The 23,430-nt window shown below is 64.3% G+C and carries 25 protein-coding genes and 1 pseudogene; 6 read left to right on the top strand and 20 right to left on the bottom strand.

The features are described from left to right. The 9 genes and pseudogenes from V9L20_RS26470 to V9L20_RS26510 all read right to left on the bottom strand — a co-directional run. Positions 1 to 72, bottom strand: a pseudogene (locus tag V9L20_RS26470) (GTP-binding protein); the annotation flags it as partial. 195 nt (positions 73 to 267) lie between these two features. Continuing rightward, on the bottom strand, positions 268 to 2,367 hold the full coding sequence (gene fusA, locus V9L20_RS26475; RefSeq protein ID WP_281146688.1) for an elongation factor G: 2,100 nt from the start codon (positions 2,365 to 2,367) through the stop codon (positions 268 to 270). A gap of 96 nt (positions 2,368 to 2,463) precedes the next feature. Then, positions 2,464 to 2,937, bottom strand: a complete 474-nt coding sequence (gene rpsG, locus V9L20_RS26480; RefSeq protein WP_013543947.1) for a 30S ribosomal protein S7 — start codon at positions 2,935 to 2,937, stop codon at positions 2,464 to 2,466. Between the two features lie 152 nt (positions 2,938 to 3,089). After that, the gene (gene rpsL, locus V9L20_RS26485; protein ID WP_013543948.1) at positions 3,090 to 3,467 is read right to left on the bottom strand and encodes a 30S ribosomal protein S12; all 378 of its coding nucleotides are present in this window, start codon (positions 3,465 to 3,467) and stop codon (positions 3,090 to 3,092) included. A 181-nt stretch (positions 3,468 to 3,648) separates the two neighbouring features. Further along, positions 3,649 to 4,818 carry a D-alanyl-D-alanine carboxypeptidase family protein gene (locus tag V9L20_RS26490; protein ID WP_337298817.1) on the bottom strand — a complete coding sequence of 390 codons (1,170 nt, stop codon included), beginning with the start codon at positions 4,816 to 4,818 and terminating at the stop codon, positions 3,649 to 3,651. A 40-nt stretch (positions 4,819 to 4,858) separates the two neighbouring features. Next, positions 4,859 to 5,491 carry an alpha/beta hydrolase gene (locus V9L20_RS26495; protein ID WP_337298818.1) on the bottom strand — a complete coding sequence of 211 codons (633 nt, stop codon included), beginning with the start codon at positions 5,489 to 5,491 and terminating at the stop codon, positions 4,859 to 4,861. Positions 5,492 to 5,562: 71 nt separating this feature from the next. Further along, a complete protein-coding gene (locus V9L20_RS26500) occupies positions 5,563 to 5,916 on the bottom strand; it encodes a (2Fe-2S) ferredoxin domain-containing protein (protein WP_126749856.1) in 354 nt (117 codons plus the stop codon). A 31-nt stretch (positions 5,917 to 5,947) separates the two neighbouring features. Then, the gene (locus V9L20_RS26505) at positions 5,948 to 7,063 is read right to left on the bottom strand and encodes a VanZ family protein (protein ID WP_258508153.1); all 1,116 of its coding nucleotides are present in this window, start codon (positions 7,061 to 7,063) and stop codon (positions 5,948 to 5,950) included. Positions 7,064 to 7,077: 14 nt separating this feature from the next. Beyond that, a complete protein-coding gene (locus tag V9L20_RS26510; protein WP_337298819.1) occupies positions 7,078 to 7,506 on the bottom strand; it encodes a CopD family protein in 429 nt (142 codons plus the stop codon). A gap of 12 nt (positions 7,507 to 7,518) precedes the next feature. On the opposite strand from V9L20_RS26510, the gene V9L20_RS26515 reads away from it, so the two are divergent. The 3 genes from V9L20_RS26515 to V9L20_RS26525 all read left to right on the top strand — a co-directional run bounded on the left by V9L20_RS26515 (position 7,519) and on the right by V9L20_RS26525 (position 10,090). Continuing rightward, positions 7,519 to 7,746: a hypothetical protein gene (locus V9L20_RS26515; RefSeq protein ID WP_258502720.1), complete on the top strand. Its 228-nt coding sequence runs from the start codon at positions 7,519 to 7,521 to the stop codon at positions 7,744 to 7,746. A gap of 128 nt (positions 7,747 to 7,874) precedes the next feature. Further along, on the top strand, positions 7,875 to 8,864 hold the full coding sequence (gene hemB, locus V9L20_RS26520) for a porphobilinogen synthase (RefSeq protein ID WP_443098631.1): 990 nt from the start codon (positions 7,875 to 7,877) through the stop codon (positions 8,862 to 8,864). 65 nt (positions 8,865 to 8,929) lie between these two features. Then, entirely contained in the window at positions 8,930 to 10,090 is a 1,161-nt protein-coding gene (locus V9L20_RS26525; RefSeq protein WP_258502722.1) for a magnesium transporter CorA family protein, read from the top strand. A gap of 95 nt (positions 10,091 to 10,185) precedes the next feature. On the opposite strand, the gene V9L20_RS26530 is transcribed toward V9L20_RS26525, so the two are convergent. Further along, positions 10,186 to 10,554: a DUF4148 domain-containing protein gene (locus V9L20_RS26530; protein ID WP_258502723.1), complete on the bottom strand. Its 369-nt coding sequence runs from the start codon at positions 10,552 to 10,554 to the stop codon at positions 10,186 to 10,188. 224 nt (positions 10,555 to 10,778) lie between these two features. Between V9L20_RS26530 and V9L20_RS26535 the strand changes: the two genes are divergently transcribed. Beyond that, on the top strand, positions 10,779 to 11,687 hold the full coding sequence (locus V9L20_RS26535) for a LysR family transcriptional regulator (RefSeq protein WP_337298821.1): 909 nt from the start codon (positions 10,779 to 10,781) through the stop codon (positions 11,685 to 11,687). Positions 11,688 to 11,742: 55 nt separating this feature from the next. Here the strand turns inward: V9L20_RS26535 and V9L20_RS26540 are convergent, their stop codons facing one another. Both V9L20_RS26540 and V9L20_RS26545 read right to left on the bottom strand, forming a co-directional pair. After that, the gene (locus V9L20_RS26540; RefSeq protein ID WP_337298822.1) at positions 11,743 to 12,426 is read right to left on the bottom strand and encodes a dienelactone hydrolase family protein; all 684 of its coding nucleotides are present in this window, start codon (positions 12,424 to 12,426) and stop codon (positions 11,743 to 11,745) included. 42 nt (positions 12,427 to 12,468) lie between these two features. Beyond that, complete coding sequence (locus V9L20_RS26545) at positions 12,469 to 13,068, bottom strand: 2-hydroxychromene-2-carboxylate isomerase (RefSeq protein ID WP_337298823.1); 600 nt, start codon at positions 13,066 to 13,068, stop codon at positions 12,469 to 12,471. Between the two features lie 139 nt (positions 13,069 to 13,207). Between V9L20_RS26545 and V9L20_RS26550 the strand changes: the two genes are divergently transcribed. Further along, a complete protein-coding gene (locus V9L20_RS26550; RefSeq protein ID WP_337298824.1) occupies positions 13,208 to 13,954 on the top strand; it encodes an SDR family oxidoreductase in 747 nt (248 codons plus the stop codon). Between the two features lie 61 nt (positions 13,955 to 14,015). Beyond that, positions 14,016 to 14,669 (top strand): MarC family protein, encoded by a 654-nt coding sequence (locus V9L20_RS26555; RefSeq protein WP_015867683.1) that lies wholly within the window; start codon positions 14,016 to 14,018, stop codon positions 14,667 to 14,669. A 5-nt stretch (positions 14,670 to 14,674) separates the two neighbouring features. Here the strand turns inward: V9L20_RS26555 and V9L20_RS26560 are convergent, their stop codons facing one another. From V9L20_RS26560 to V9L20_RS26595, 8 genes are all read right to left on the bottom strand, one after another. Beyond that, on the bottom strand, positions 14,675 to 15,136 hold the full coding sequence (locus V9L20_RS26560; RefSeq protein ID WP_337298825.1) for an EVE domain-containing protein: 462 nt from the start codon (positions 15,134 to 15,136) through the stop codon (positions 14,675 to 14,677). A gap of 8 nt (positions 15,137 to 15,144) precedes the next feature. Next, a complete protein-coding gene (locus V9L20_RS26565) occupies positions 15,145 to 16,308 on the bottom strand; it encodes an ABC transporter substrate-binding protein (protein ID WP_258502729.1) in 1,164 nt (387 codons plus the stop codon). A gap of 45 nt (positions 16,309 to 16,353) precedes the next feature. After that, a complete protein-coding gene (locus V9L20_RS26570) occupies positions 16,354 to 18,234 on the bottom strand; it encodes an AMP-dependent synthetase/ligase (RefSeq protein WP_337298826.1) in 1,881 nt (626 codons plus the stop codon). 4 nt (positions 18,235 to 18,238) lie between these two features. Further along, complete coding sequence (locus V9L20_RS26575) at positions 18,239 to 19,012, bottom strand: ABC transporter ATP-binding protein (RefSeq protein WP_337298827.1); 774 nt, start codon at positions 19,010 to 19,012, stop codon at positions 18,239 to 18,241. 466 nt (positions 19,013 to 19,478) lie between these two features. Then, positions 19,479 to 20,300: an ABC transporter ATP-binding protein gene (locus V9L20_RS26580; RefSeq protein WP_337298828.1), complete on the bottom strand. Its 822-nt coding sequence runs from the start codon at positions 20,298 to 20,300 to the stop codon at positions 19,479 to 19,481. Next, the gene (locus V9L20_RS26585; protein ID WP_337298829.1) at positions 20,297 to 21,373 is read right to left on the bottom strand and encodes a branched-chain amino acid ABC transporter permease; all 1,077 of its coding nucleotides are present in this window, start codon (positions 21,371 to 21,373) and stop codon (positions 20,297 to 20,299) included. Before V9L20_RS26585 ends, V9L20_RS26580 begins: the two co-directional genes overlap by 4 nt. A 6-nt stretch (positions 21,374 to 21,379) precedes the next feature. Then, a complete protein-coding gene (locus V9L20_RS26590; RefSeq protein ID WP_281146669.1) occupies positions 21,380 to 22,255 on the bottom strand; it encodes a branched-chain amino acid ABC transporter permease in 876 nt (291 codons plus the stop codon). 18 nt (positions 22,256 to 22,273) lie between these two features. Continuing rightward, on the bottom strand, positions 22,274 to 23,101 hold the full coding sequence (locus tag V9L20_RS26595) for an AraC family transcriptional regulator (RefSeq protein WP_337298830.1): 828 nt from the start codon (positions 23,099 to 23,101) through the stop codon (positions 22,274 to 22,276). Positions 23,102 to 23,430 lie beyond the last annotated feature (329 nt).

Below are 23,430 nucleotides of genomic sequence, written 5' to 3' on the forward strand. Positions count from 1 at the left end.
GCCGTGGTCAACGTGACCGATCGTGCCCACGTTCACGTGCGGCTTGGTGCGGGTGAATTTACCTTTTGCCATTTTTCAATCCTTGAAAGAGCATTCCCGTGCATTGGTTTTATGTCTGCACCCGATTGCTGGTTCGCCTCGCACGGGAACGCGGCGGCACCGGATCGCAGACAACGAGAGCCGCGCACTGCGCGACCCCACATTCTTTTAATCAGTTGGGGACAGAGCAAATTTGCTGTGCAAATCCTGGCCTGTCCCGCAAAGACATTACTTGGCGCGAGCAGCCACGATGGCTTCGGCAACGTTGCGCGGAGCTTCAGCGTAGTGCTTGAACTCCATCGTGTACGTGGCGCGGCCTTGCGACATCGAGCGCAGCGTGGTCGAGTAGCCGAACATTTCCGACAGCGGCACTTCGGCCTTGATGGCCTTGCCGCCACCAACCATGTCGTCCATGCCCTGCACCATGCCGCGGCGTGAGGACAGGTCGCCCATCACGTTGCCGGCGTAGTCTTCAGGCGTTTCGACTTCCACGGCCATCATCGGCTCGAGGATGACCGGGTTGGCCTTGCGGGCGCCTTCCTTGAAACCGAAGATCGCGGCCATCTTGAACGCCATTTCGTTCGAGTCCACGTCGTGGTACGAACCGAAGTGCAGCGTGACCTTGACGTCCACGACGGGGTAGCCCGCCAGCACGCCTTGCGTCAGCGCTTCGACAACGCCCTTTTCCACCGCCGGAATGTATTCGCGAGGAACCACACCGCCCTTGATGGCGTCGACGAATTCGAAGCCCTTGCCGGCTTCCTGCGGCTCGAGCTTGAGCACGACGTGGCCGTACTGGCCCTTGCCGCCCGACTGGCGAACGAACTTGCCTTCGGCTTCTTCGACGGTCTTGCGGATGGTTTCGCGGTAGGCCACTTGCGGCTTGCCCACGTTGGCTTCCACGCCGAACTCGCGCTTCATGCGGTCCACGATGATTTCGAGGTGGAGCTCGCCCATGCCGGCAATGATGGTCTGGCCCGACTCTTCGTCGGTCTTGACGCGGAACGATGGGTCTTCCTGAGCGAGACGCTGCAGGGCGATGCCCATCTTTTCTTGGTCGGCCTTGGTCTTGGGCTCGACGGCCTGCGAGATCACCGACTCAGGGAACACCATGCGCTCGAGCGTCACGATGGCCGCCGGGTCGCACAGGGTTTCGCCCGTGGTGACTTCCTTCAGGCCCACGCATGCGGCGATGTCGCCGGCGCGGATTTCGTTGACTTCTTCGCGGTTGTTCGCGTGCATCTGCACGATACGGCCAATACGCTCTTTCTTGCCGCGCACCGGGTTGTAGACGCTGTCGCCCTTGGTCAGCACGCCCGAATAGACGCGCACGAAGGTCAACTGGCCCACGAACGGGTCGGTCATCAGCTTGAATGCGAGCGCCGAGAACTTCTCGTTGTCGTCAGCCTTGCGGGTCACGGGCGCTTCGTCTTCGTCGAGGCCTGCAACCGGGGGGATGTCCAGCGGCGACGGCATGTATTCGACGACGGCGTCGAGCATGGCCTGCACGCCCTTGTTCTTGAAGGCAGAGCCGCACAGCATCGGCTGGATTTCGCCGGCGATGGTGCGCTGGCGCAGGGCCTTCTTGATTTCTTCCTCGGTCAGCTCATTGCCTTCGAGGTACTTGTTCATCAGCTCTTCGCTGGCTTCAGCAGCGGCTTCGACAAGCTTTTCGCGGTATTCGTTGCAGACGTCGGTCAGGTTCGCGGGGATTTCACCGTAGGTGAAGGTCACGCCCTTGTCTTCGTCCCAGATGATGGCCTTCATCTTCACGAGGTCGACGATGCCCTGGAAGTGCTCTTCGGCACCGATCGGGATCTGGATCACGACGGGGTTGGCCTTCAGGCGGTCGACCATCATCTGGCGCACGCGCAGGAAGTCGGCACCGGTGCGGTCCATCTTGTTGACGAACGCGAGGCGCGGAACCTTGTACTTGTTGGCTTGGCGCCAGACGGTTTCCGACTGGGGCTGCACGCCGCCGACGGCGTCATACACCATCACGGCACCGTCCAGCACGCGCATCGAGCGCTCGACTTCAATGGTGAAGTCCACGTGGCCGGGGGTATCGATGATGTTGATGCGGTGTTCGTCGAACTTGCCGGCCATGCCCTTCCAGAAGCAGGTGGTGGCAGCCGAGGTGATCGTGATGCCACGCTCTTGCTCTTGCTCCATCCAGTCCATCGTGGCGGCGCCATCGTGCACTTCACCGATCTTGTGGTTCACACCGGTGTAGAACAGGATGCGCTCGGTCGTCGTGGTCTTGCCGGCGTCGATGTGCGCGGAGATGCCGATGTTGCGGTAGCGCTCGATGGGGGTCTTGCGGGACATGATTTACTTTCGGGTTAAATGCGTTGAGCGCTGGGCCTTGAGCACGGGCGACATCGCCCGACACTCAATACCCAACGCCCAAGCGAAGTTTGATTTTTAGAAGCGGAAGTGGCTGAAAGCGCGGTTGGCTTCTGCCATGCGGTGCACTTCGTCGCGCTTCTTCATGGCGCCGCCACGGCCTTCCGTGGCTTCCATCAACTCGTTGGCCAAACGCAGGGCCATCGACTTTTCGCCGCGCTTGCGAGCAGCTTCCTTGATCCAGCGCATCGAGAGCGCCAGACGGCGCACCGGACGCACTTCGACCGGCACCTGGTAGTTGGCACCGCCCACGCGGCGCGACTTGACTTCGACCATCGGCTTCACGTTGTTGATGGCAACGGTGAAAGCTTCGAGCGGGTCCTTGTCGGGGTTCTTCTTTTCGATGAAGTCGAGCGCGCCATAAATGATGCGCTCGGCGATCGCCTTCTTGCCGCCTTCCATGATCACGTTCATGAATTTCGACAGCTCGACATTGCCGTACTTGGGATCCGGCAGGATTTCACGTTTGGGGACTTCGCGACGACGTGGCATGTTACTAACCTCTTTGCTTCAGTTGGCACCGTTTCCGGCACCGCGAGAGCCATTCCGGACTCTCACTTACTCGACCCGACAGTGGGTCACTTCGTTCGATGTGCCCGCCAAGGCAACCGAACACCGTTGTTTGTTTCTTACGACAGGAAGGCTTAAGCCTTCTTGGGACGCTTCGCGCCGTACTTGGAGCGCGATTGCTTGCGGTCTTTCACGCCTTGCAAGTCGAGCGAACCGCGCACGATGTGGTAGCGAACACCGGGCAAGTCCTTGACACGACCGCCGCGAACCAGCACGACGCTATGTTCTTGCAGGTTGTGGCCTTCGCCGCCGATGTAGGAAATGACTTCGAAGCCATTGGTCAGACGGACCTTGGCAACTTTACGAAGCGCCGAGTTGGGCTTCTTTGGCGTCGTGGTGTAGACGCGGGTGCAGACACCGCGGCGTTGCGGCGAGTTCTGCATGGCAGGGCTCTTCGAATTGATCTTTTCGACCGTTCGACCCTGACGCACCAGTTGATTGATGGTTGGCATGAATGAATTAGTCCCAAAACAACCCGGCTTTTGGCTATGAACCGCCCTTGTCCTTGACGTGACGCAAGGCAAGGAAGCCGGGAATAACGAAAACGTGAAACCCTTCGGAAAATTCCGAAAAGCCCACGAGTATAGCAGTCGCCTCCGTTACGGGCAAATGAAGCACGCGGAGGCGCGCAAATCACTTGATCCAGAGCCGCACGGCGTCCCAGGCGCGGCCGAAAACGCCCGCCTGCTCGACACCTTCCAGCGCCACCAGAGGAACGTCGGCCAGGGGCTGGTCGTCCAGGGTCACCTTGAGCGACCCCACGGGCTGGAACTTGGTGAACGGCGCCACCAGCGGTTCGGGGCGCGCCACCTGGGTCTTGATCTTGCTGGCGGTACCGGTCGGTACCGCTACCACGATGGCTTCGGGGCGGCCGAGCTTGAGGGTGTTGGCCTTGCCCTTCCAGACCGCCGGCGTGGCGGCCGGCTGGCCGGCGTCGAACAGGCGAACAGCGTCGTACGCCGTGTAGCCCCAGTTCAGCAGTTTCTGCGACTCGTTGGCGCGCACGGTCTCGCCCGAGGTGCCCAGCACGATCGACAGCAGGCGGCGGCCGCCGGTCAGGTTGGGGAAATCGCGCTTGGCGGTGGCAATCATGCAGTAGCCGGCTGCGTCGGTATGGCCGGTCTTGAGGCCGTCCACCGTCGGGTCGCGAAACAGCAACAGGTTGCGGTTGGTGTCGTTGGTGGAGGGCGTGCCCGGATAACGGTACTTCTTGATGGCGTAGTACTTGGCTTCTTCAGGGAAGTCGCGCACCAGGCGCGTTGCCAGGATGCTCAGGTCGCGGGCCGTGGTGGTGTGGCCGGGCGCGGTCAGGCCTTCAGGGTTCTTGTAGGTCGTGTTCTTCATGCCCAGCGCCTTGGCTTGCGCGTTCATGAGCTCGACGAAGTGCTCGACGGTGCCGCCCACACCTTCGGCCAGCGCCACGGTGGCGTCGTTGCCCGACTGCACGATCAACCCCTTGATCAGGTCTTCGACCGGCACCTGCATCTTGGGATCGATGAACATGCGCGAGCCGGGCATCTTCCAGGCACGCTGGCTGACCGGAAAAGTCTGGTTCAGCGTGATCTTCTTGGCGCGCAGCGCGTCGAACACGATGTACGCCGACATCAGCTTGGTGAGTGAGGCGGGCTCGACGGGGCTGTCGATGTCTTTCTGCGCCAGGATCTGGTTGGCTGTGACGTCGAGCAGCAAGTAGCTGCGCGCGGCAATTTCGGGCGGTGCTGGCACCTGGGCGGCGGCAATCGTGCAAACCGATGCGGCGGCGGCGAGCACCAGCGCGCGAAATGCGTCAAGAAAACGATTCATGGGAAAAATTGGAGAAAACGAAAACAAGCCCGCAGGGCTTTCATGCGGCGCCCGCGCGCAGATGGCGGACGACCAAGCTTTTGAGCAGCGGCAATTGTCCGTGAAAGAAATGGCCGCCCCCGGGGACAACCGTGACAGGAAGTGACTGCGGCCGTGCCCAGTCCATGACAGCCGCGAGCGGCACCGTGTCATCGGCCTCGCCGTGAACCACCAATGTGCGCTCGTGCGCCTCGGCCGGCAGCGTGGCCACCGTGAACCGGGAAGCTGCCGTTCCCACCAGAACGAGTTGCCGCACGTCGCGCGAAGCCCAGAGCTTTTCGGCCGCGCAGCTTGCAACGAAAGCGCCGAACGAAAACCCGGCAATCGCCAACGGCCCCTCGGCGGCCAACTGGCTCACCACATCGAGCATGTCCTCGCACTCGCCGCGCCCCTCGTCGTGTGCGCCTTCACTCGCGCCCACGCCTCGGAAGTTGAAGCGCACCGCCGTCCAGCCGCAGGCGACGAAAGCACGCGCCAGCGTCTGCACCACCTTGTTGTCCATGGTGCCGCCGAACAGCGGATGGGGATGAGCGATGACCGCAATGCCGCGCGGAGCGTCGGCCGGCAGATCGCGCTGGACCTCGATGACGCCGGCGGCGCCTTGGAGACGGATCTTTTCGGTCTGGGAGTTCATGGTGCAAGGTTCAGGAATGCGCGGCTGCGGCGCGCTGGGCGCACGGTAGAGCGCGGAATTTCCGAAAAAGTTCAGCGGCCCACATCGGGAGGCAGCAAGAGCCGCTCGACGACTTCGCCATTCTTCAGATGCGATTCGACGATTTCGTCGATGTCATCGGTATCGACAAAGGTGTACCAGACCGCTTCCGGGTACACCACCGCCACCGGCCCACCGGCGCAACGGTCAAGGCAACCCGCCTTGTTGACCCGCACCTTGCCCGGCCCGGCCAGCCCCGCTTCCTTGACCTTGGCCTTGCAGCGGTCGAAGCCCTGCTGGGCGTTGTGCAGGGCGCAGCTGTCTTCCCCGTTCTTGCGCTCGTTCAGGCAAAAGAAGATGTGGCGGCCGTAGTAGCCGCGCGGCGCGGCGGATGTGGAACTGGGCATCGGTAGATTTTAGTGACGCCCGCCGGCGGCTTCAGGTTGCCGCCTTGCTTCGCCGCGACAGCGCGGCCACCACATAGGCAAGCACCGCAAAAGGCCAGAGCCAACCCAGCCACTGCGCCAGGCCGTGAAAGCGGATGAAGCGCCCCTGCTCCCAGGTGGCCAGCGTCTGCGCGAAATACGCGCTCTCGGGCGCCTGGTTCAACAGGCTCAGCTGGATGACAAGCCCCACCAGCAGCAAGGCCGCGCACAGCCGGCGCGGCGCGCCCAGCAACAACACGCCTGCGACAAGAGCCGTTGCAATGCCCACCTGCACCGGCAGGCCCAGCCAGGCCCAGGCGTGCTCGGGCCCATAGCTCAGCGCCGCCGACAGCGCCGAAGCGCCAATGCCCGCCAGCAGCGTGAGCGGCAGCAGCACGGCGCGCCGTGCGACGGTACGCGTTACCAGGAAAGCCAGCAGGCATGGCACCAGTGCGCCGAGCATCACGCACAGCAGTTCGGCCGCTGGCACCAGGGGCTCGAGTTCGAATTGGCGCAGCGGCATCCAGTCGATGAAAGGCGTGTCGAGCAGCCACTCGGAGATTGCGACCTCCAGCCGCTCGAACACCTGACCCAACCCGAACGTCACCGCCGCCGGAAACAGCAGCGCGAACGGCCACAGTGCCAGCAGTACCAGTGCGCCGCGCGCATCGTCGACGAACCACTGCGAGCGCGTACGGCTCCAGTGCGCCACAGCACCCAGGCGCTCGAGCCCCGCGGCCAGCATGGCGCCCAGAAGAGCGCCGGAGGTGTTCAGGCCCAGATCCACATTGGAAGGAATGCGCGCCGGAAGATAGCTTTGCAGCGTCTCCATGGCAAAGGCCAGCGCCGCGCCGGCCGCGGTGGCGCGCAGCATGGCGCGCCAGCCGCTGGCGTCCTGCCGCGTACGTAGCACGGCCAGCGCACACAGGAAGCCGAACGGGACGTAGCCGGCGACATTGACCGCGAAATCGAAGCCCGTCCAGTACTTGGGCCACGACGCCGAAAGGTACGCCCAGGGCGCGATGCCCTGGTCGCGCCAGTCGGCAAACGGATACAGGCTGGCATAGACGATCAGCGCCGCATAGGCGAGCGCTAGAGGCAGCGCGGCGGACTTGTGCTGCTTCTCCACCGTGGACACCGGGCTCAGAACGGCTTGACGACCACCAGCACCACGATGCCGAGCAGCAGCAGGACGGGCAGTTCATTGAACCAGCGATACCAGCGGTCATTGCGCCGGTTGCCGCCCGCGATGAAACGCCGCAGCAGCACCGCGCAGCCATGGTGATAGCCGATGGCTACCAGCACCAACGCCAGCTTGGCATGCATCCAGCCATTGCCGGGGCCCCGCCCGATGCCGTAGCCCAGCCAAAGCCACAAACCGAAGCCCAGCGCCGGCAGGGCCAGGAAAGTGGTGAAGCGCAACAGCTTGCGCGCCATCAGCAACAGGCGCTCACGCTCTGCGACGGACTCTGGCGGCACCATCGCCAGGTTGACGAAGATCCGCGGGAGGTAGAACAGCCCCGCGAACCAGCTGGCAATAAAGACGATGTGAAGAGATTTGACCCAGAGCATGGAGGCAGTTTAGTGGCCGACCGCGCCATGCACCGCCCTTTGCCTGCCGAGCCGATGCCAACGACAGGCAAAAAAAAGCCCGACGTCTTCACGCCGGGCTGGGAAGCCCTTTTGCTGTCACACATCAAGGCACCCGCTCAGGGAGGAAAAGCGGGGAGCGGCAAGCCGCCCGCTTCAGAATTTAACAAAGACGAAACAAGGTTTCAAGCGACTCAGCCACTTTCTTTGACATTTTTATAGAAAAAAAGAGAACCTTTGAGTTACCAATTTGTCGTGTTATCGGACAACTGCCAGCACTAGCCCCTGCCGCCGTTTGACGGTTCAGGCACAATTTTCGGCTTATGACGCGCCCCTCCCCCTCCTTTGCCATGTACCCGGCCGGCCGGCCCCGCCGCTTGCGCCGCGATACATTCACCCGCAACCTGGTCAGGGAGCACGCGCTGACGGCGCACGACCTCATCTACCCGGTGTTCGTGCAGGAAGGTGAAAAAAAGCGCGACGCCGTGTCTTCGATGCCGGGCGTGGAGCGCCTGAGCCTCGATCTGCTGTTGCCCGTGGCGGAGCAGTGCGTGGCAGCCGGCATTCCGGTGATGGCGCTTTTTCCGGTGATCGATGCGGGCCTCAAGACGCCCGGCGGCGACGAGGCGTTCAACCCCGACGGGCTCATTCCGCGTGTGGTCGCCGCTCTCAAGGCGCGCTTTCCGGAGCTTGGCGTGATGACCGACGTGGCGCTAGACCCCTACACCAGCCACGGGCAGGACGGCCTGCTCGACGACACCGGCTACATCATCAATGACGCCACTGTTGAAGTTTTGACGAAGCAGGCGCTCACACAGTCGCAGTCCGGCGTCGACATCGTGGCGCCCAGCGACATGATGGACGGGCGCATCGGCGCCATCCGTACCGCCCTGGAGGCCCGCGGCGACGTTCACACCCGCATCATGGCCTACAGCGCCAAGTACGCCAGCGCCTTCTACGGCCCGTTTCGCGATGCCGTGGGCTCGGCCGCCACGCTCGGCAAGAGCAACAAGAAGGTCTACCAGATGGACCCGGGCAACAGCGACGAGGCGCTGCGCGAAGTGGCGCTCGACATTGCCGAAGGCGCCGACATGGTGATGGTGAAGCCCGGCATGCCCTACCTGGACATCGTGCGCCGCGTGAAAGACGAGTTTCATGTGCCCACCTTTGCCTACCAGGTGAGCGGCGAATACGCGATGCTCAAGGCCGCCGCACAGAACGGCTGGCTCGACCACGACGCGGTCGTGCTCGAAAGCCTGCTCGCCTTCAAGCGCGCGGGCGCCGATGGCGTGCTCACCTACTTTGCACTTGACGCCGCGCGCTTGCTACAAAAACAATAGCTCGCACCCTTGCGCCCGCAGCGCGGGCCGATCGGTATTCCAAAAGAGAGCAACAGGGCGGGCCCATGCGCATCTTCGAAATCAACCGCTCCCAGGTGAGCGAGCATCCGGCGCTGGCACCGCTCACGGTGCCGGGCGCCTGCGCTGCACAGGGCTATCTCTGGATTTCTCTCACGCGGGACGAGTTTCGCGCGTCGCTGGCCGAAGTCCAGCAGATCCTGCAGTCGCTCTGCCTCACCCAACTGGTCGACCTGCACGTGGCCGACTTGCTCAACGACCAGTTGCCTTCGCATTACGACTACACCTCGAAGTACGACGTGCTGGTGTTCCGGCGCCTTTCGGCCGGGCCGGGCCAGGCGGCGCTGGGCAACGGCAAGGGCACCTCGGGCGGCGAACCGCCCCTTCCCACGCCGTCGCGCCGCGGCCCGCCGGTGCTGCGTCGGGTCGATACCCGGCCGGTAGGTTTTGCGCTGTTCGACCGCGTGCTGCTGTCGGTGCACCCGGAGGACGGCGCGGTGCGCGACGCTTTTGCCGCCCGCCTGCTGGCCGCGGGGTCGCCGGACGACAAGGGCGCCCCGGCGCTCGACGTGCGCGCCACTTCGGCCCGCGTACCCACCGGCACCGCCGACCTGATGCTGCGCGTCATCAACCAGATCGTCGACGGCTACCTGGACATGCGCCGCGAGCTCACGCGCCAGCTCGACCATTGGCAAACCGAGCTGATCGACCCGCGCAGCCGCTTTACCAACTGGGGCGCGCTGATGGAAGCGCGACAGTCGCTGCACCACCTGGACGAAATCTGCGAGGACCAGCGCGCCGCCATACAGGACTGGATCGATTCGCTGGAGACGCTGCCGTCGCCGAAGAACGAGGCGGAGCAGCGCGAGCGGGAGCTGATCATGGTGCGCAGCCGCGACGTGCTCGAGCACATCGAACGCGTGGTGCACCACGTTCACCGGCTGGAGCAGAACGCCGAAACCGCGGTGCAGATGCATTTCAGCGTTCAGGGGCACCGCGCCAACGACATCATGCGGGTGCTCACCGCGCTGACCGCCATTTTTCTGCCACTCAATCTCATCGCCGGCATCTTCGGCATGAACTTCGAATTCATTCCGCTGGTGCACAAGGCGGACGGGTTCTGGATTGCGATGGGCGCGATGCTGGTCATCGCGCTGGTGCTGGTCGTGGTGTTCTGGCGCAAGCGCTACCTTGCGCGCACGCGTTGAGCGCCGCGCGCGATACCCGTTCTCCAAAGCAAAAAGGCCACGCAGTTGCGTGGCCTTTTCAGTTGCTGGCCGCAAGGGCCGCAAATTCGCCTGGCTTACTTGGCGACGGCGCCCGAGCCTTGCTGGGCTTGAACGCGTGCGTCCATGGGGTGGGGCATCGTCGAGATGACCTTGCTGTTGACGCGCGAGCCGCCGGTCACGTTCTGGTCGGGAGCGTAGGCGGTGCGAATCGCTTCGGCTTCGACGAGTGCGCGGTCCTTCGACACGGCAACGGTTTCAGGGCCGCGCGAGCCGCGGGTCACGTTCTGGTTCGGAGCCGCTGCGGTGCGCACGGCTTCGGCGTTCACTTCGTCACGGCTCTTGGTCGAGACGGCGGTGTTCACGCCTTCGTACGATTCGGCTTGGGCGCCAGTGGCGGCCAGCACGGCGATGGCTGCTGCGGCGAGGATGTGCGAGGTCTTCATTTTCAGTTCCTTGTGTTCGTTGGATGGTTCGTCCACCAGGCTCGCTGGTTGCTCACCTGTGCGGCGAGTTTCCAACTGAATTGCTGCTGCAAAACACGTGGAACAGAGACACCGTGTTTCCTCTATTGAAACAATGACAACCGGAAGGCATGCACTCGATTCAGCAGGTTCGCTGGAAAATCGGCGCATGCCGTTCCCGGAACGGAAACAATAGGCGCTTTGACATGGACAGTCTCGATCTGATCAGAACCTTCCGGGAGGTTGCTTCGCACGGCAGCTTTTCGCATGCGGCCAAGAAGCTCGACATGTCGAAAGCCACCGTCAGCAAGTATGTGGCCGAACTCGAAACACGTTTCGGCGTGCGTCTTCTCAACCGGTCCACGCGCTCCGTAAGCCTCACCGATGCCGGGCAACTGCTGCTGGAGCGCAGCACCCCGGTGCTCGAAATGGTGGAGCTCACGCAGGCCGAACTGCAGGAGCGCGCCACGCAGCCCAGCGGCCGGCTGCGCATTTCGGCGCCGCACGGCATGGGCAACGGTGAATTTCCGGGCCTCCTGGCCGACTTCATGCGCTACTACCCGGATGTGAGCATCAGCCTGCAGCTGACCAACCGCGCAGTCGATCTCGCCGAGGAAGGCATCGACGTCGACATTCGCAGCGGCCCCGTCACCGACGACAACCTGATCGTGCGCAAGCTGATGCTCATGGAAATGGTCGTCTGCGCCTCGCCCGTGTACTGGAAGAAGCACGGCAAGCCCGAACACCCGAGCGAGTTGGCCGGGCACGACGCGCTCACGCATTCACGACTGGGCACCCAGCCGGTCTGGCGCTTCGAAGACGGCGGCCAGCCGCTCGACGTGCCGGTGAAAAGCCGCATGGACTGCACCGAGGGCGCGCCGCTGATCCGGGTTGCGATGCGCGGCTTCGGTGTGATCTACCTGCCGTCGATCCTCGTGCAGTCGCACATCGACGAAGGCGAACTGGTGCCCGTGCTGCAGGGCTATGCGCGGCAGGACATGTGGCTCTCGGCCGCTTACTTGCAGCGGCGCCACAACAGCGCGGCCTTGCGCGCCCTGCTCGACTTTCTCCAGACCCGCGTCGGCAAGGGGCCCGGCTCGCAAAAGAAAAAATAAGAAAGCCCGGCATGGGCCGGGCTTCGCTTGGGCCCCGGAGCGGGCTCGGGCTCGCTCAGCCGACGTGCTTGGCAAAGAACTCCAGCGTGCGCGCACGCGCCAGCTTGGCGGCCTCGGCGTTGTACGAGCCGCGCTGGTCGCAGTTGAACCCGTGGCCCGACTCATACACATGCACTTCCACCTCGGGGTGCGCCTTCTTGAAGGCCTCGATGGTGTCCAGCGGAATCCAGTGGTCCTGGTTGCCGAAATGCGCCAGCACCGGCACCTTGGGCTGGCGCGCGGTTTCTTCCGGCGTGGTCATGCCGCCGCCGTAGTACGGGGCTGCGGCGGCAAGCCCGGGGAGCAGGCTGGCGGCGCGCCAGACCAGCAGGCCGCCCCAGCAAAAACCGACGATGCCCACCTTGCCGGCCTTCGCGGCGTAGGCCACGGCGGCCTCGATGTCTTGCAGCACGCCCGGCGCGGGCAGCGCCTCGACCGCGGTCTTCAGTTCGAAGCCGGCCTTCATGTCCTCGTCGCTGTAGCCGAGCTCCACACCGGGCTTCACACGATGAAAAGTCGAGAGCGACACGGCAAGGTAGCCGTCCGCCGCATACCCGTCGGCCACCGAGCGGATGTGCGAGTTGACGCCGAAGATCTCCGGCACTACGACCACTGCGCCGCGCGGCTTGCCGGCGGGTTCGGCCACGTAGGCGGGGAAGGTGAAGCCGTCCTTGGCTTTCAGATCGATGAATTGACCCATGATGTCTTGCTCCTTGATGGCAACTGAAAAAAGAAGGCCGGGTTACGCGCGCAGCGCCCGCTCGACGAAGTCGAGGCGGTCCTGCCCCCAGAAGATTTCACCGTCGATCACGTAGCTTGGCGCGCCGAACACCTGGATGTCGATGGCCTCCTGCGTATAGGCTTCGTAGCGCTCCTGCACCGCCTGGCTCTGCGACTGCTCCGCGCGCTTGGGCGACAGCCCGCATTCGACGACCAGCGAATCGAGCACCTTCGGGTCGCCGATGTTGCGCTCCTGCACCCACACGGCCGCGAACACCGCGGCACACATGCGCATGGCGGCCTCGGTGCCGTCGTGCATGTCGACGGCGATGATGACCCGGGCCGCGTCGTCGCTGGCCACCGGGAAGAACTTCGGCTTGGTGTTCAGCGGCAGGCCGAGGTGGCGCGAACAGCGTGCGAGGTCGACCAGCCGGTACGCCTGGCGCTGCGGCGCGCGCTTGCCCAGCGGCAGCCCGCCCGACACCGGGAACACACTGCCCAGGTCGATCGGCCGCACGCGCACCGTGGCGCCCGCGGCCGCGGTGATCGCGGCAAACCGGGAATGCCCCAGATAGGTCCACGGGCTCTGTGGCGCAAAGTAGTAGTCGATCGTCTTGTGCATTCAATAACCTCCGTGCTTCGCACTGAGGTGCGAGCTTGCTTGGGGCGGCGCGGCGCTCACGCTCATGCGCTGAGCCTCGATGATGTAATCCAGGCCAACGGTTTTAACTGACACGCAGTTTCTCTGCAGGAGGTGGGTTTTGGACCAGGTGCTCTTGATCACGGGCGGCAGCCGCGGCATCGGCGCCGCGACGGCCCTGCTGGCGGCGCAGCGCGGCTACGCGGTGGCCGTCAACTACGCCAGCAACTCGCTCGCCGCCGACGAAGTGGTGCGCACCATTCGTGCGGGCGGCGGCACCGCCATGGCCGTGCAGGCCGACGTGGGCGACGAGGCCCAGGTGCTTGCCATGTTCGAAAAGGTCGATGCCAAGCTCGGCCGCCTCACGGCGCTGGTCAACAACGCCGGCGTGGTCGACGTGCAGGCGCGCGTCGAGCAAATGAGCGTGGCGCGCCTGGAGCGCATGTTCCGCGTCAACGTGATCGGCAGCTTCATCTGCGCGCGCGAAGCCGTCCGGCGCATGAGCACCCGGCACGGCGGTTCGGGGGGCGCCATTGTCAACATCTCCAGCGGCGCCGCGCGGCTGGGTTCGCCCGACCAGTACGTCGACTACGCGGCCAGCAAGGGCGCCATCGACACCTTCACCATCGGCCTGGCCAAGGAGGTCGCCGCCGAGGGCATTCGCGTGAACGCGGTGCGCCCGGGCCTGATCGATACCGAAATCCACGCCTCGGGCGGCATGCCCGACCGCGCCTTCGACCTGGCACCCACCGTGCCGATGCAGCGCACCGGCAGCGCCGAGGAAATTGCCGGCGCCATCCTGTGGCTGCTGTCCGCCGAGGCCAGCTACACCACCATGGCCCTGCTCGACGTGACGGGAGGAAGGTAGGCATGAGCCGCAGGGCCGCTCCCAAGGCGAATACCGCAGCGCGCAGCGCGGAGGCCTTCCGATGAGCACCTCGATGGACTTGATCAAGCCGCTGGTTACGCTGGTGGCCATCGTCAACCCGCTGGCTATCGTGCCCTTCTTCATCCACTACACGCAGGGGTATTCGGATGCGCAGCGGCGGCACACGGTGCGCATGTCGGCCTTCAGCGCCTTCGTGGTCATTGCGGTCAGCGCGCTGATCGGGCTGCAGCTGCTGGCGTTCTTCGGCATTTCGATTGCCAGCTTCCAGGTGGGCGGCGGCCTGCTGCTGCTCATGAGCTCGCTGTCGATGCTCAATGCCAAGCCGGCGGAGAGCAAGACCAACGTCGAAGAGCTGCGCGCCACCGAGGTAAAAGCCTCCATGGGCGCGTCCATCGCGGTGGTGCCGCTCACCATTCCGCTGCTCACCGGGCCGGCCACCATATCCACGGTGGTGATCTACGCCGACAAGACGCAGCACCTGTGGGAGCTCGGCTTGCTGGTCGGCTACGGTGTGGTGGTGGCACTGGCCACTGCGCTGGCGTTCTCGCTTGCGCAGCCGATCGCCCGTGTGCTGGGCAAGACCGGCATCAACATCATGACGCGGCTCATGGGCCTGATCCTCGCCGCACTCGCGGTGGAGGTGATGGCCGACGGCCTCGGCAAGCTGTTTCCCATTCTTCAGCGCGTGGGCTGACCGATTCAGCCCAGCATCTTCTCGATGACCCGCCAATGCGCGGGATCGACCGGCGTGATCGACAGCCGGTTGCCCTTGCGCAGCACGACCAGCTCGGCCAGCTCGGGCTTGGCGCGCAGCTCGGGCAGCGCCAGCAGCCGGGTCTTGCGCACGGCCTGCACGTCGACCAGCAGCCAGCGCGGGTCTTCCTTCTTCGAGGCCGCGTCGTAGTACGGAGACTTCGGGTCGAACTGTGTCGGGTCGGGCTTGATGCCCGAGGCCACGCGCGCAATGCCCGCGATGCCGGGCTCCGGGCAGCTCGAGTGATAGAACAGCACGCCGTCGCCGACCTTCATGCCGTCGCGCATGAAGTTGCGTGCCTGATAGTTGCGCACGCCGGTCCACGCCACCGTGGCGTTGGGCGCGGCGAGCGCGTCGTCGATCGAGACCTCGTCGGGCTCGGATTTCATCAACCAGTAATTGGGCATGGTGCCCGTTATGGTGTCACATAGTCAGACACGACGACCCATTTCCCGTCCTTGATCTGGGACAACCGCGATTGGTCGTTGCCCAGGCGCTTGGTGGCGGTGTAGGTGCTCTTCGCGCTGCCGAACATGTCGGGCTCGAAGGTCATGCTGTCCATGGCCTTGATGAAGCTGTCGGTCGAAAGGCCGGGGCCGGCCTTTTGCGCCGCCTTGATGAACGAATCGATGATCACGTAGCCATACACCGAGAACACCGTCGGGTCTTCGTTGAACTTGGTCTTGTACTTGTTGGCCCAGAAGCGCAGCGGCTGCGACTGCTCGTCGGTGTACGGGTTCTGCACCGTCATGGTGGCGTAGATGCCGTCCATCGCCTTGCCGCCCAGCTTGTGAATCAGGTCGGTATACGCCGCGCTCGAACCCAGGAAGGTCGGGTTGAAGCCGGTCTTGCGCGCCTCGCCCACGGTGCCGATGGTCTCGCGGATGATGGTGCCGAGCACCACCAGGTCGCAGTTGGCGGCCTTCATCTTGGCAACCTGCGAGCTGAAGTCGGTGGCGCCGCGCTTGAACGAGGTTTTCTCCGCCAGTTCCATTCCCGCCGTTTTCAGGCCCGCCTCGGCGCCGCGCTGCACCTCGAGCCCGAACTCGTCGTCCTGGTAGATGGTGCAGACCTTCTTGGCGCCCTTCTCCTTGATCATCTTCGGCAAGGCGAGGCGGATCTGGTCGTAGTAGGTGGCAGCGAACGAATACTTGAGCCGGTGCAGCGGGTCGTACATTTCGCGCGCCGCGGTAATGGGCATGAAGTTGACGATGTTCTTCTCGAACTGCACCGGCATGGCCGCCATGTTCTGCGCTGTGCCGATGTGGCCGGCCATGATGAAGATCTTTTCCTGGTTGACCAGCTTCTGCGCCGCGAGCACGGCCTTCTTCGGGTCGTAGCCCGAATCTTCGACAAAGAGCTTGAGCTTGCGGCCATTGATGTTGCCCTGCTCGTTGAGTTCGTCCACGCGCAGCTGCATGCCGTTGCGCGCCTGCTTGCCGAAGCCCGCGAGCGGCCCCGACAAGTCCTGGATCGTGCCGATCCGGATCTCGTCCTTGCTCACGCCCTGTTGCTGCGCGGACGCGAACGTCGCGATCAGGCCCAGCACGGCCAGAGTCGTCACTGTCTTGAGCTTCATGGGGTTGTCTCCTCGGGTTGACAAAAAACGGTTCGGCAATGTCCGTCAGCGATACATCGCCTCGATGCGCTCGGCGTACTTGGCCTGCACCAGTTTCCGCTTGAGCTTCATCGTGGGCGTGAGCTCTTCGTCCTCGGCACTCAACTGCGTTTCGAGCAGGAAGAACTTCTTGATCTGCTCGACCCGCGCAAACTTCGCGTTGACGCGATCGATCTCGCCCTGGATCAGGTCCAGCACCTCTTGCGCACGCGTCAGGCTTTCGTAGTTGCTGAACGGCACATCGTGGTCCTGCGCAAACTTCTCGACGTTCTCCTGATCGATCATGACGATCACCGTCAGGTAAGGTCTCTTGTCGCCGATCACCACTGCGTCGGTGATGTAGGGGCTGAACTTGAGCTCATTCTCCAGCTCGCTCGGCGTGATGTTCTTTCCACCTGCCGTGATGATGATGTCCTTCATGCGGTCGGTGATGCGGAAATACCCTCCCGCGTCGACCGTTCCCACATCGCCGGTGTGCAGCCAGCCGTCGGCGTCGATGGTTTCGGCCGTTTTTTCGGGCAGATTGAGGTATCCCATGAAGACATTGGGGCCGCGCACCAGGATTTCGCCGGTCTCCGGGTCGAGCCGAACCTCGTTGTAGCTGGTGGCCGGCCCGATGGAGCCCGGCATGATGCGCGACGGCGGCACGCCGGTGGAGGCGCCACAAGACTCCGTCATGCCCCACACCTCCAGCATGGGTACTCCAAGAGCGAGGTACCAGCGCACAAGGTCGGGCGAAATCGGCGCCGCGCCGGTAACCAGAAAACGCGCCCGGTGAATCCCGATGAGCTTGCGCACGTTGTTGAGCGCCAGCCAGCGCGCCACGTGGAACTTGAGGCGCAGCCCCGCGCCCACCGGCTGGCCCTGCAGCACGCGCTCGGCTATCTGCTGGCCCACGCCAATACTCCAGCCGTAGGCGGCCTGCTGCAGCCGGCTCGCTTCCTTCAGCGCGATCATCACGCCCGAATAGAACTTTTCCCACACGCGCGGCACGGCGGTGAACACGGTGGGCGAGATCTCGCGCACGTTCTCGGGCACCGTCTCCGGGTTCTCGACGAAGTTGAGAATCGAGCCGGTGTACATCGCGAAGTATTCGCCGCCCATGCGCTCGGCGATGTGGCACAGCGGCAGAAAGCACATGCGCTCGTCGCCCTCGCCCTGCGCCAGCAGGGAGTTGTAGCCGCGCATGGTGTACACCAGCCCGTGGTGGCTGTGCATGGCGCCCTTGGGTTTGCCGGTGGTGCCCGAGGTGTAGACGAGGATGGCCAGGTCTTCGGGCCGGCAGGCGGCAATGCGCTGCTCCAGCGCCTGCGGATGGGCCTGCAGGTATTCACGGCCGAGCAGGCGCAAAGCGTCAAGGCTGATGACGCCCGGGTCGTCGAGGTCGCGCAGGCCCTCCATGTCGAACACGACAATCTTGCGCAGCATCGGCAACCGCGCACGCACTTCGAGCGCCTTGTCCAGCTGCTCGTCGTCTTCCACGAAGAGCACCGTGGTGCGGGAGTCTTCGCAAAGATAGTGCACCTGCGAAGCCGCGTCGGTGGGGTAGATGCCGTTGGACACACCGCCGCAGCTGAGCACGGCAACATCGCACAGCACCCATTCGATGACGGTGTTGGCGAGGATCGAAGCGCACTCCCCTTGGCCAAAGCCGAGCGCCAGCAGCCCACCCGCAATCTCGCGCACCGCATCGGCGGTTTGCCGCCAGGTCCAGGCGCGCCAGATGCCGAATTCCTTCTGCCGCATCCACACCTTGTCGGCACGCAGTTCCACGGCCTTCCAGAACACGGCGGGAATGGTCTCGCCGGGCACCACGATGCCGGGCTTCGGCTGCAGGTGCGCCAGGTCCCAGAGGCCGGCGGGAGCGCGCAAGGCAGTTGTGCTCATGCCCTCATCTCCAGGTCTTCTTCTTTTTCCAGCGCCGCTCGCCGCGCACGCCGTCGTCCTTGACACCGAGGTAAAACTCCTTGATGTCCTCCTTCTCGCGCAGGCGCTCGCAGGTGTCTTCCATGACGATGCGGCCGTTCTCGAGCACATAGCCATGGTCGGAAGCATTGAGCGCCATGTTGGCGTTCTGCTCCACCAGCAAGATGGTGGTGCCGCGCTCACGGTTGATACGCACGACGATCTCGAAGATCTCCTTTGTCAGCTTGGGGCTGAGGCCAAGGCTGGGCTCGTCCAGCAAAATGAGATGCGGCGCCGCCATGATGGCGCGCGAAATGGCGAGCATCTGCTGCTGGCCGCCCGAGAGCAGGCCGGCGTCCTGCGTGGCACGTTCTCGCAGGATGGGAAAGTAGGTGTAGACGCTCTCCATGTCCCGCGCCACGCCGTCGCGGTCCTTGCGGGTGTAGGCACCCATCAGCAAGTTGTCTTTCACCGAAAGCAGCGGAAACACCTCGCGGCCTTCGGGCACGTGGCTCAGGCCCTGCTGCACGATGTGCGCCGGGTCCTTGGCGGTGATGTTCTTGCCCTGGAATTCGATGCTGCCTTTTCTAGGATCGATGATTCCCGAGATGGTTTTGAGGATGGTCGTTTTTCCTGCGCCATTCGATCCCAGGACAGTCACGATCTCGCCTTGCCTTACTTTCAGGCTCACGCCACGGATGGCCTTGATGGGGCCGTAGGCGCTTTCGACGTTTAGCAGCTGGAGTACGACGTCGGTCATTGCGTCGCCTCGTTTGCTTCGGATGGGGGGCGGCGTTGGGGCCCCTGCCCCGGTCGGGCCGACGTCACCGGCCGCTTCGCGGCTCCCCTGCGCTGCTCACGACAGGCGGGGTCTCGCCCAAACTCGCTTCGCTCAAACAAGGGCGAGCCCTGATCCGCCTGTCGCTCCGCTGCTCGGCGGCGCCTCAACGGCCCGCCCGCGGCAGGGGCCCCAACGCCGTGGGCACGCTCAGGGTGGTTCCTCCTCCGCTCAAGCCCGGTGTGCGGTGCGGGGTGGGCGCCCCCTCTGCGCCGCTGAGGAGCGCAGCTTTCCGCGGATAAGGGCTCGCCCTTGTTTGAGCGAAGCGAGTTTGGGCGAGACCCCGCGGAAAGCGAGCACCGGAAGGGAGCCCGGAGGGCCGGCGTAGTGGGGGCGTCCGCGCCGTACCGCATACCGGGCGTCTCCAACGAAGCAGCGAACAGGACATTCACGCCGCCACCCTCCTCAAGCTGCTCACATCATCCACAGTCCCAAGATAGGCTTCGACAACGCGCGAATCAGCCTGCACCTCGCGCGGCGTGCCCGTAGCCAGCACCTCGCCCATGTTCATGGCAAGCACACGGTCCGAGACCTTCGATACCAAAGACATGTCGTGCTCCACCATCAGCACCGAAACACCCAGCTCATGCTGAATGTCCTGAATCCAGAACGCCATGTCCGCTGTCTCTTCCACGTTGAGCCCTGAAGACGGCTCATCGAGCAACAGCAGCTTCGGCTCGGTGCACAGCGCGCGCGCCAGCTCCACCACCTTGCGCACGCCGTAAGGCAAACCGGCGACCATCGAATCGCGGTGATGCTGCAAGTCCAGCAGGTCGATCACCTGCTCCGCCTTTTCGCGCGCCGCAATCTCGGCACGCCGCGTGGCGGGCGTAAAAAACACCTCGCTCCAGAAACCCGTCTGCCGATGCGTGTGGCGGCCGATCAGCAGGTTGTGCAAGACAGTCGCATGCTCGAAGAGTTCGATGTTCTGGAAAGTGCGCGCAATGCCCAGCGCCGCAATCGCGTGCGGTGCCTGCTGCGTCAACGCCAGCGGGCCCGAGGCCTCGCCATGCCATGTGATCTCGCCCATGGTCGGCGTGTAGATGCGGCTGATCAGGTTGAACACCGTCGTCTTGCCGGCGCCGTTGGGGCCGATCAGCGTGAACACCTCGCCGCGCCGCACGTCGAAGCTCACCTTGTTGACCGCCAGCACGCCGCCGAAGCGCACGCTCAGGTCCTTGGCCGAAAGAAGGACGTCCGCGCCGCTCATCTCAGCCGGTCCGATTTGGTGAACGACTTCTGCCGCTTGAACAGGCCCTTGCGGTAGAACGGAAAGAGCTGCAGCCAGGTGCGGATCTTCAGCCACCGGCCATACAGGCCCAACGGCTCGAACAGCACAAACGCGATCAGCACCACGCCGTACACCAGCCCCTGCAGCCCCGGCGCCTGGCCCACTACAGCTGGCAGCCAGTCCTTGCCCATCGAGATCAGCTGCGGCATTGCAATCAAAAAGATCGCGCCCAGGAACGCGCCATGCACCGAGCCCAGGCCGCCGATCACCACCATCAGCAGCAGATCTATCGATTGCAGGATGTTGAACTGGTCCGGCGAGATGAAGCTGAGCTTGTGTGCATACAGCGCGCCGCCCAGGCCCGCGAGCGCGGCCGAGATCGCGAACGACATCGTCTTGTAGCGCGCCAGGTGAATGCCCATGCTCTGCGCCGATATTTCCGAATCACGAATCGCGACGAAGGCGCGCCCTGTCGGTGAGCGCAGCAGATTCAGAATGCCCAGCGTGCTGAGCACCGCCACCACCAGGCACAGAAAGTAGAAGCCCTCGCCCGAGCCCAGCGACCAGCCGAAGAGCTGCGGCGACTTCACGTGCAGCCCCGCGTTGCCGCCGGTCACGCTCTCCCAGCGCGCGAACACTTCCTCGACGATGAAGCCGAACGACAGCGTCGCAATGCCAAGGTAGATACCCTTCACCCGCAACGCCGGCAAGGCCACCACCACGCCAACCCCCGCCGAGAGCGCTGCGGCCGCGAGCAGCGCAATGGGGAACGGCACGCCCATGTTGGTCAGCACGCCTTGCGTGTACGCACCCGCCCCGAGAAAGGCCGCATGCCCGATGGAAAACTGCCCTGTGAAGCCGGCGAGCAGCATCAGCCCCAATCCGACGATGCCGTAGATCAGCACGAAGGTCAGCTGCGCGAGCCAGTACTCGTCGATCACCCACGGGGCAACAAGCAGGAAAGCGACGAGCAGGCCGTACCAGAACACATGGCCGCCGTGCCGCGCAAGGCGGATGTCCTGGTCGTAGCTGGTCTTGAAGATGAAGCGCATATCGGGCTACACCTTCTTGCGCAGCTTCTCGCCGAACAGGCCGTTGGGCTTGATCATGAGCATCAGCAGCACGACGATGTACGGTGCCGTGTCCTTGAACCCATCGGGCAGGTAGAACCCGGCGAACGATTCGACGATGCCGATCACCAGCCCGCCGACGATGGCGCCCGGCAGGCTGCCGAATCCGCCCACCACCGCGGCCGGAAAAGCCTTGAGCCCGATGAAGCCCATGTTCGCGTGCACGAAGGTAATGGGCGCGAGCAGCATGCCGGCAATGGCCGCCACCGCCGCCGCCAGGCCCCACACCAGCCCGTTGAGCCGCTTCACCGGAATGCCCATGTAATAGGCCGCGAGCTGGTTCTGCGAAGAGGCCTGCATCGCAATGCCCAGCTTGCTGTAGCGGAACATCGCAAACAGCAGCCCGCAGAGGATGGCAGTGGCAATGATGATGGCGAGCTGCTCCAGGTTGACCACCAGCTCGCCCACCTTCCATATCTGGTCCTTGTACGGAACGGCGAGCGTGTGGGTGTCGGTGCCGATGCCCGGCACCATGGTGATGAGCCCGCGCGCCACGTACGCAATGCCGATGGTCAGCATCACGATGGAGAACTGCGGCTGCCCGAGGATGGGGCGAATCACCACCAGTTCGAGCAGCACGCCGAAAGCCGCCATGGCCACCAGCGCCAGCACCGCCGCAAGCCAGAACGGCATGCCGAACAGCGACATGCCGGCAAACGCACCGAAGGCTCCGAGCATCATCAGGTCGCCCTGCGCAAAACTCACGGTTTCGGTGGCCTTGTAGATGAGCACGAAGCCCAGCGCAATCAGCCCATAGATGCAGCCTTGCGCAATGCCAGACAGCAGGAGCTGGAGTATTTGCATGCGGCCTCTTTTTTCGCGCTACTGCCTGTATCCGCCGGCCGCGTCGTGCAGCGCCAGGCGGCGCGAGCCGGCCACGATGTCGCTGGGCTTGAGCCCATACACCTGGCGGATCGAATGGCTGAAGTGCGTCGAATCGGGGTAGCCAGTGTCCAGCGCAATGTCGGTCAGCGTGCTGGTCTGGCGCACGTAGCGCAGCAGGCTCCGCGCGCGCTTCCAGGCCCGGAAGGCGCGAAACGCCGTGCCCGTTTCCTGCTTGAACAAGTGCAGAAAGCGCGAGAAAGACAGGTGCACCGAAGCCGCGCAGTCTTCGGCCGAAGTAGGCGCGGCCGGGTCGGCGTTGATGGCATCGATGACCTTGCGGATGCGCGGATCGAGTGCGCGCGGCGCCAGGTCCTCGCCGAAGAACAGGCGGTCGAACTCCAGCCCTTCGAAGCTCTGGCGCCCCGAGAGCGCAAGCAGATGGGTGTGCGCATCGCGCATGCGCTGCACGAACGCGGGCGCATCGACCGGGCCGCAGTGCTGCAGGTAATCGGGCAGGCGAGAGGGATCGACCGACTCCGATTCGATCAGCAGATTGAAGATGAGCGGGTGTGCGCTTTCAACGCGGTGCGGCACCTGCGGGGGCACCACGAACAGCGCGCCCGTTTGCCATGCGCCGCCGCCGATGCGCAGGCGGTTGGGCGGTGCGACGGCGGGCGACACATACACGCCGTACCCGCCCATGGTGCGTTCGGCTGCGGCCCCGAGCAGCCCTGCATAGAACACGCGCTGGTGCGTGAGCCACATCAGGCGCTCTCCGCGCTGCCCGGCGCCGCTGCCTGGCAACGTCGTGTTCGATCGCTGCATGCTGTCTGTCTCCTGCATCGGGCCGCGGCCGGCCAATGGCCGGCGCTGCGTTGGCAGGATCGTAGCGGCGAGGGCCTGCTGCGCGGCATGCATTTGCGCGGGGACTTTCCCTAGGCTCATGCGAACGCCCGGCGCGTTCCGGCGTTCGGCAATGCTTCGGGTTGCGCGGCAGTGCGCTGGGCGCCTTCGAACAGGGCGTGGGCCTGGGGGTGCGGCATGGTGTCTCCGGTGGGCCGGGCGGCGTTCGCCCGGTCTCCTTTGCACGATGCCTTCGCGCCTCCGGCCCGGCTTGCGAAAACTGGCTGTGCTTGCCTGCTTGCGCGGGCCGC

The organism is Variovorax sp. CCNWLW225, from assembly GCF_037204045.1.
GTDB lineage: Bacteria > Pseudomonadota > Gammaproteobacteria > Burkholderiales > Burkholderiaceae_C > Variovorax.

Bases quoted from the DNA above. Each gene is read 5' to 3' on its own strand.
- V9L20_RS26510 (WP_337298819.1), bottom strand. From the start codon at position 7,506: ATGCTCTGGGTCAAATCTCTTCACATCGTCTTTATTGCCAGCTGGTTC.
- V9L20_RS26595 (WP_337298830.1), bottom strand. From the start codon at position 23,101: ATGCAGCGATCGAACACGACGTTGCCAGGCAGCGGCGCCGGGCAGCGC.
- V9L20_RS26490 (WP_337298817.1), bottom strand. From the start codon at position 4,818: ATGAATCGTTTTCTTGACGCATTTCGCGCGCTGGTGCTCGCCGCCGCC.
- V9L20_RS26545 (WP_337298823.1), bottom strand. From the start codon at position 13,068: ATGCACAAGACGATCGACTACTACTTTGCGCCACAGAGCCCGTGGACC.
- V9L20_RS26540 (WP_337298822.1), bottom strand. From the start codon at position 12,426: ATGGGTCAATTCATCGATCTGAAAGCCAAGGACGGCTTCACCTTCCCC.
- hemB (WP_443098631.1), top strand. From the start codon at position 7,875: ATGTACCCGGCCGGCCGGCCCCGCCGCTTGCGCCGCGATACATTCACC.
- V9L20_RS26525 (WP_258502722.1), top strand. From the start codon at position 8,930: ATGCGCATCTTCGAAATCAACCGCTCCCAGGTGAGCGAGCATCCGGCG.
- V9L20_RS26575 (WP_337298827.1), bottom strand. From the start codon at position 19,012: ATGACCGACGTCGTACTCCAGCTGCTAAACGTCGAAAGCGCCTACGGC.
- V9L20_RS26500 (WP_126749856.1), bottom strand. From the start codon at position 5,916: ATGCCCAGTTCCACATCCGCCGCGCCGCGCGGCTACTACGGCCGCCAC.
- V9L20_RS26570 (WP_337298826.1), bottom strand. From the start codon at position 18,234: ATGAGCACAACTGCCTTGCGCGCTCCCGCCGGCCTCTGGGACCTGGCG.
- V9L20_RS26530 (WP_258502723.1), bottom strand. From the start codon at position 10,554: ATGAAGACCTCGCACATCCTCGCCGCAGCAGCCATCGCCGTGCTGGCC.
- V9L20_RS26555 (WP_015867683.1), top strand. From the start codon at position 14,016: ATGAGCACCTCGATGGACTTGATCAAGCCGCTGGTTACGCTGGTGGCC.
- V9L20_RS26585 (WP_337298829.1), bottom strand. From the start codon at position 21,373: ATGCGCTTCATCTTCAAGACCAGCTACGACCAGGACATCCGCCTTGCG.
- V9L20_RS26560 (WP_337298825.1), bottom strand. From the start codon at position 15,136: ATGCCCAATTACTGGTTGATGAAATCCGAGCCCGACGAGGTCTCGATC.
- rpsG (WP_013543947.1), bottom strand. From the start codon at position 2,937: ATGCCACGTCGTCGCGAAGTCCCCAAACGTGAAATCCTGCCGGATCCC.
- rpsL (WP_013543948.1), bottom strand. From the start codon at position 3,467: ATGCCAACCATCAATCAACTGGTGCGTCAGGGTCGAACGGTCGAAAAG.
- V9L20_RS26535 (WP_337298821.1), top strand. From the start codon at position 10,779: ATGGACAGTCTCGATCTGATCAGAACCTTCCGGGAGGTTGCTTCGCAC.
- V9L20_RS26590 (WP_281146669.1), bottom strand. From the start codon at position 22,255: ATGCAAATACTCCAGCTCCTGCTGTCTGGCATTGCGCAAGGCTGCATC.
- V9L20_RS26495 (WP_337298818.1), bottom strand. From the start codon at position 5,491: ATGAACTCCCAGACCGAAAAGATCCGTCTCCAAGGCGCCGCCGGCGTC.
- fusA (WP_281146688.1), bottom strand. From the start codon at position 2,367: ATGTCCCGCAAGACCCCCATCGAGCGCTACCGCAACATCGGCATCTCC.
- V9L20_RS26580 (WP_337298828.1), bottom strand. From the start codon at position 20,300: ATGAGCGGCGCGGACGTCCTTCTTTCGGCCAAGGACCTGAGCGTGCGC.
- V9L20_RS26565 (WP_258502729.1), bottom strand. From the start codon at position 16,308: ATGAAGCTCAAGACAGTGACGACTCTGGCCGTGCTGGGCCTGATCGCG.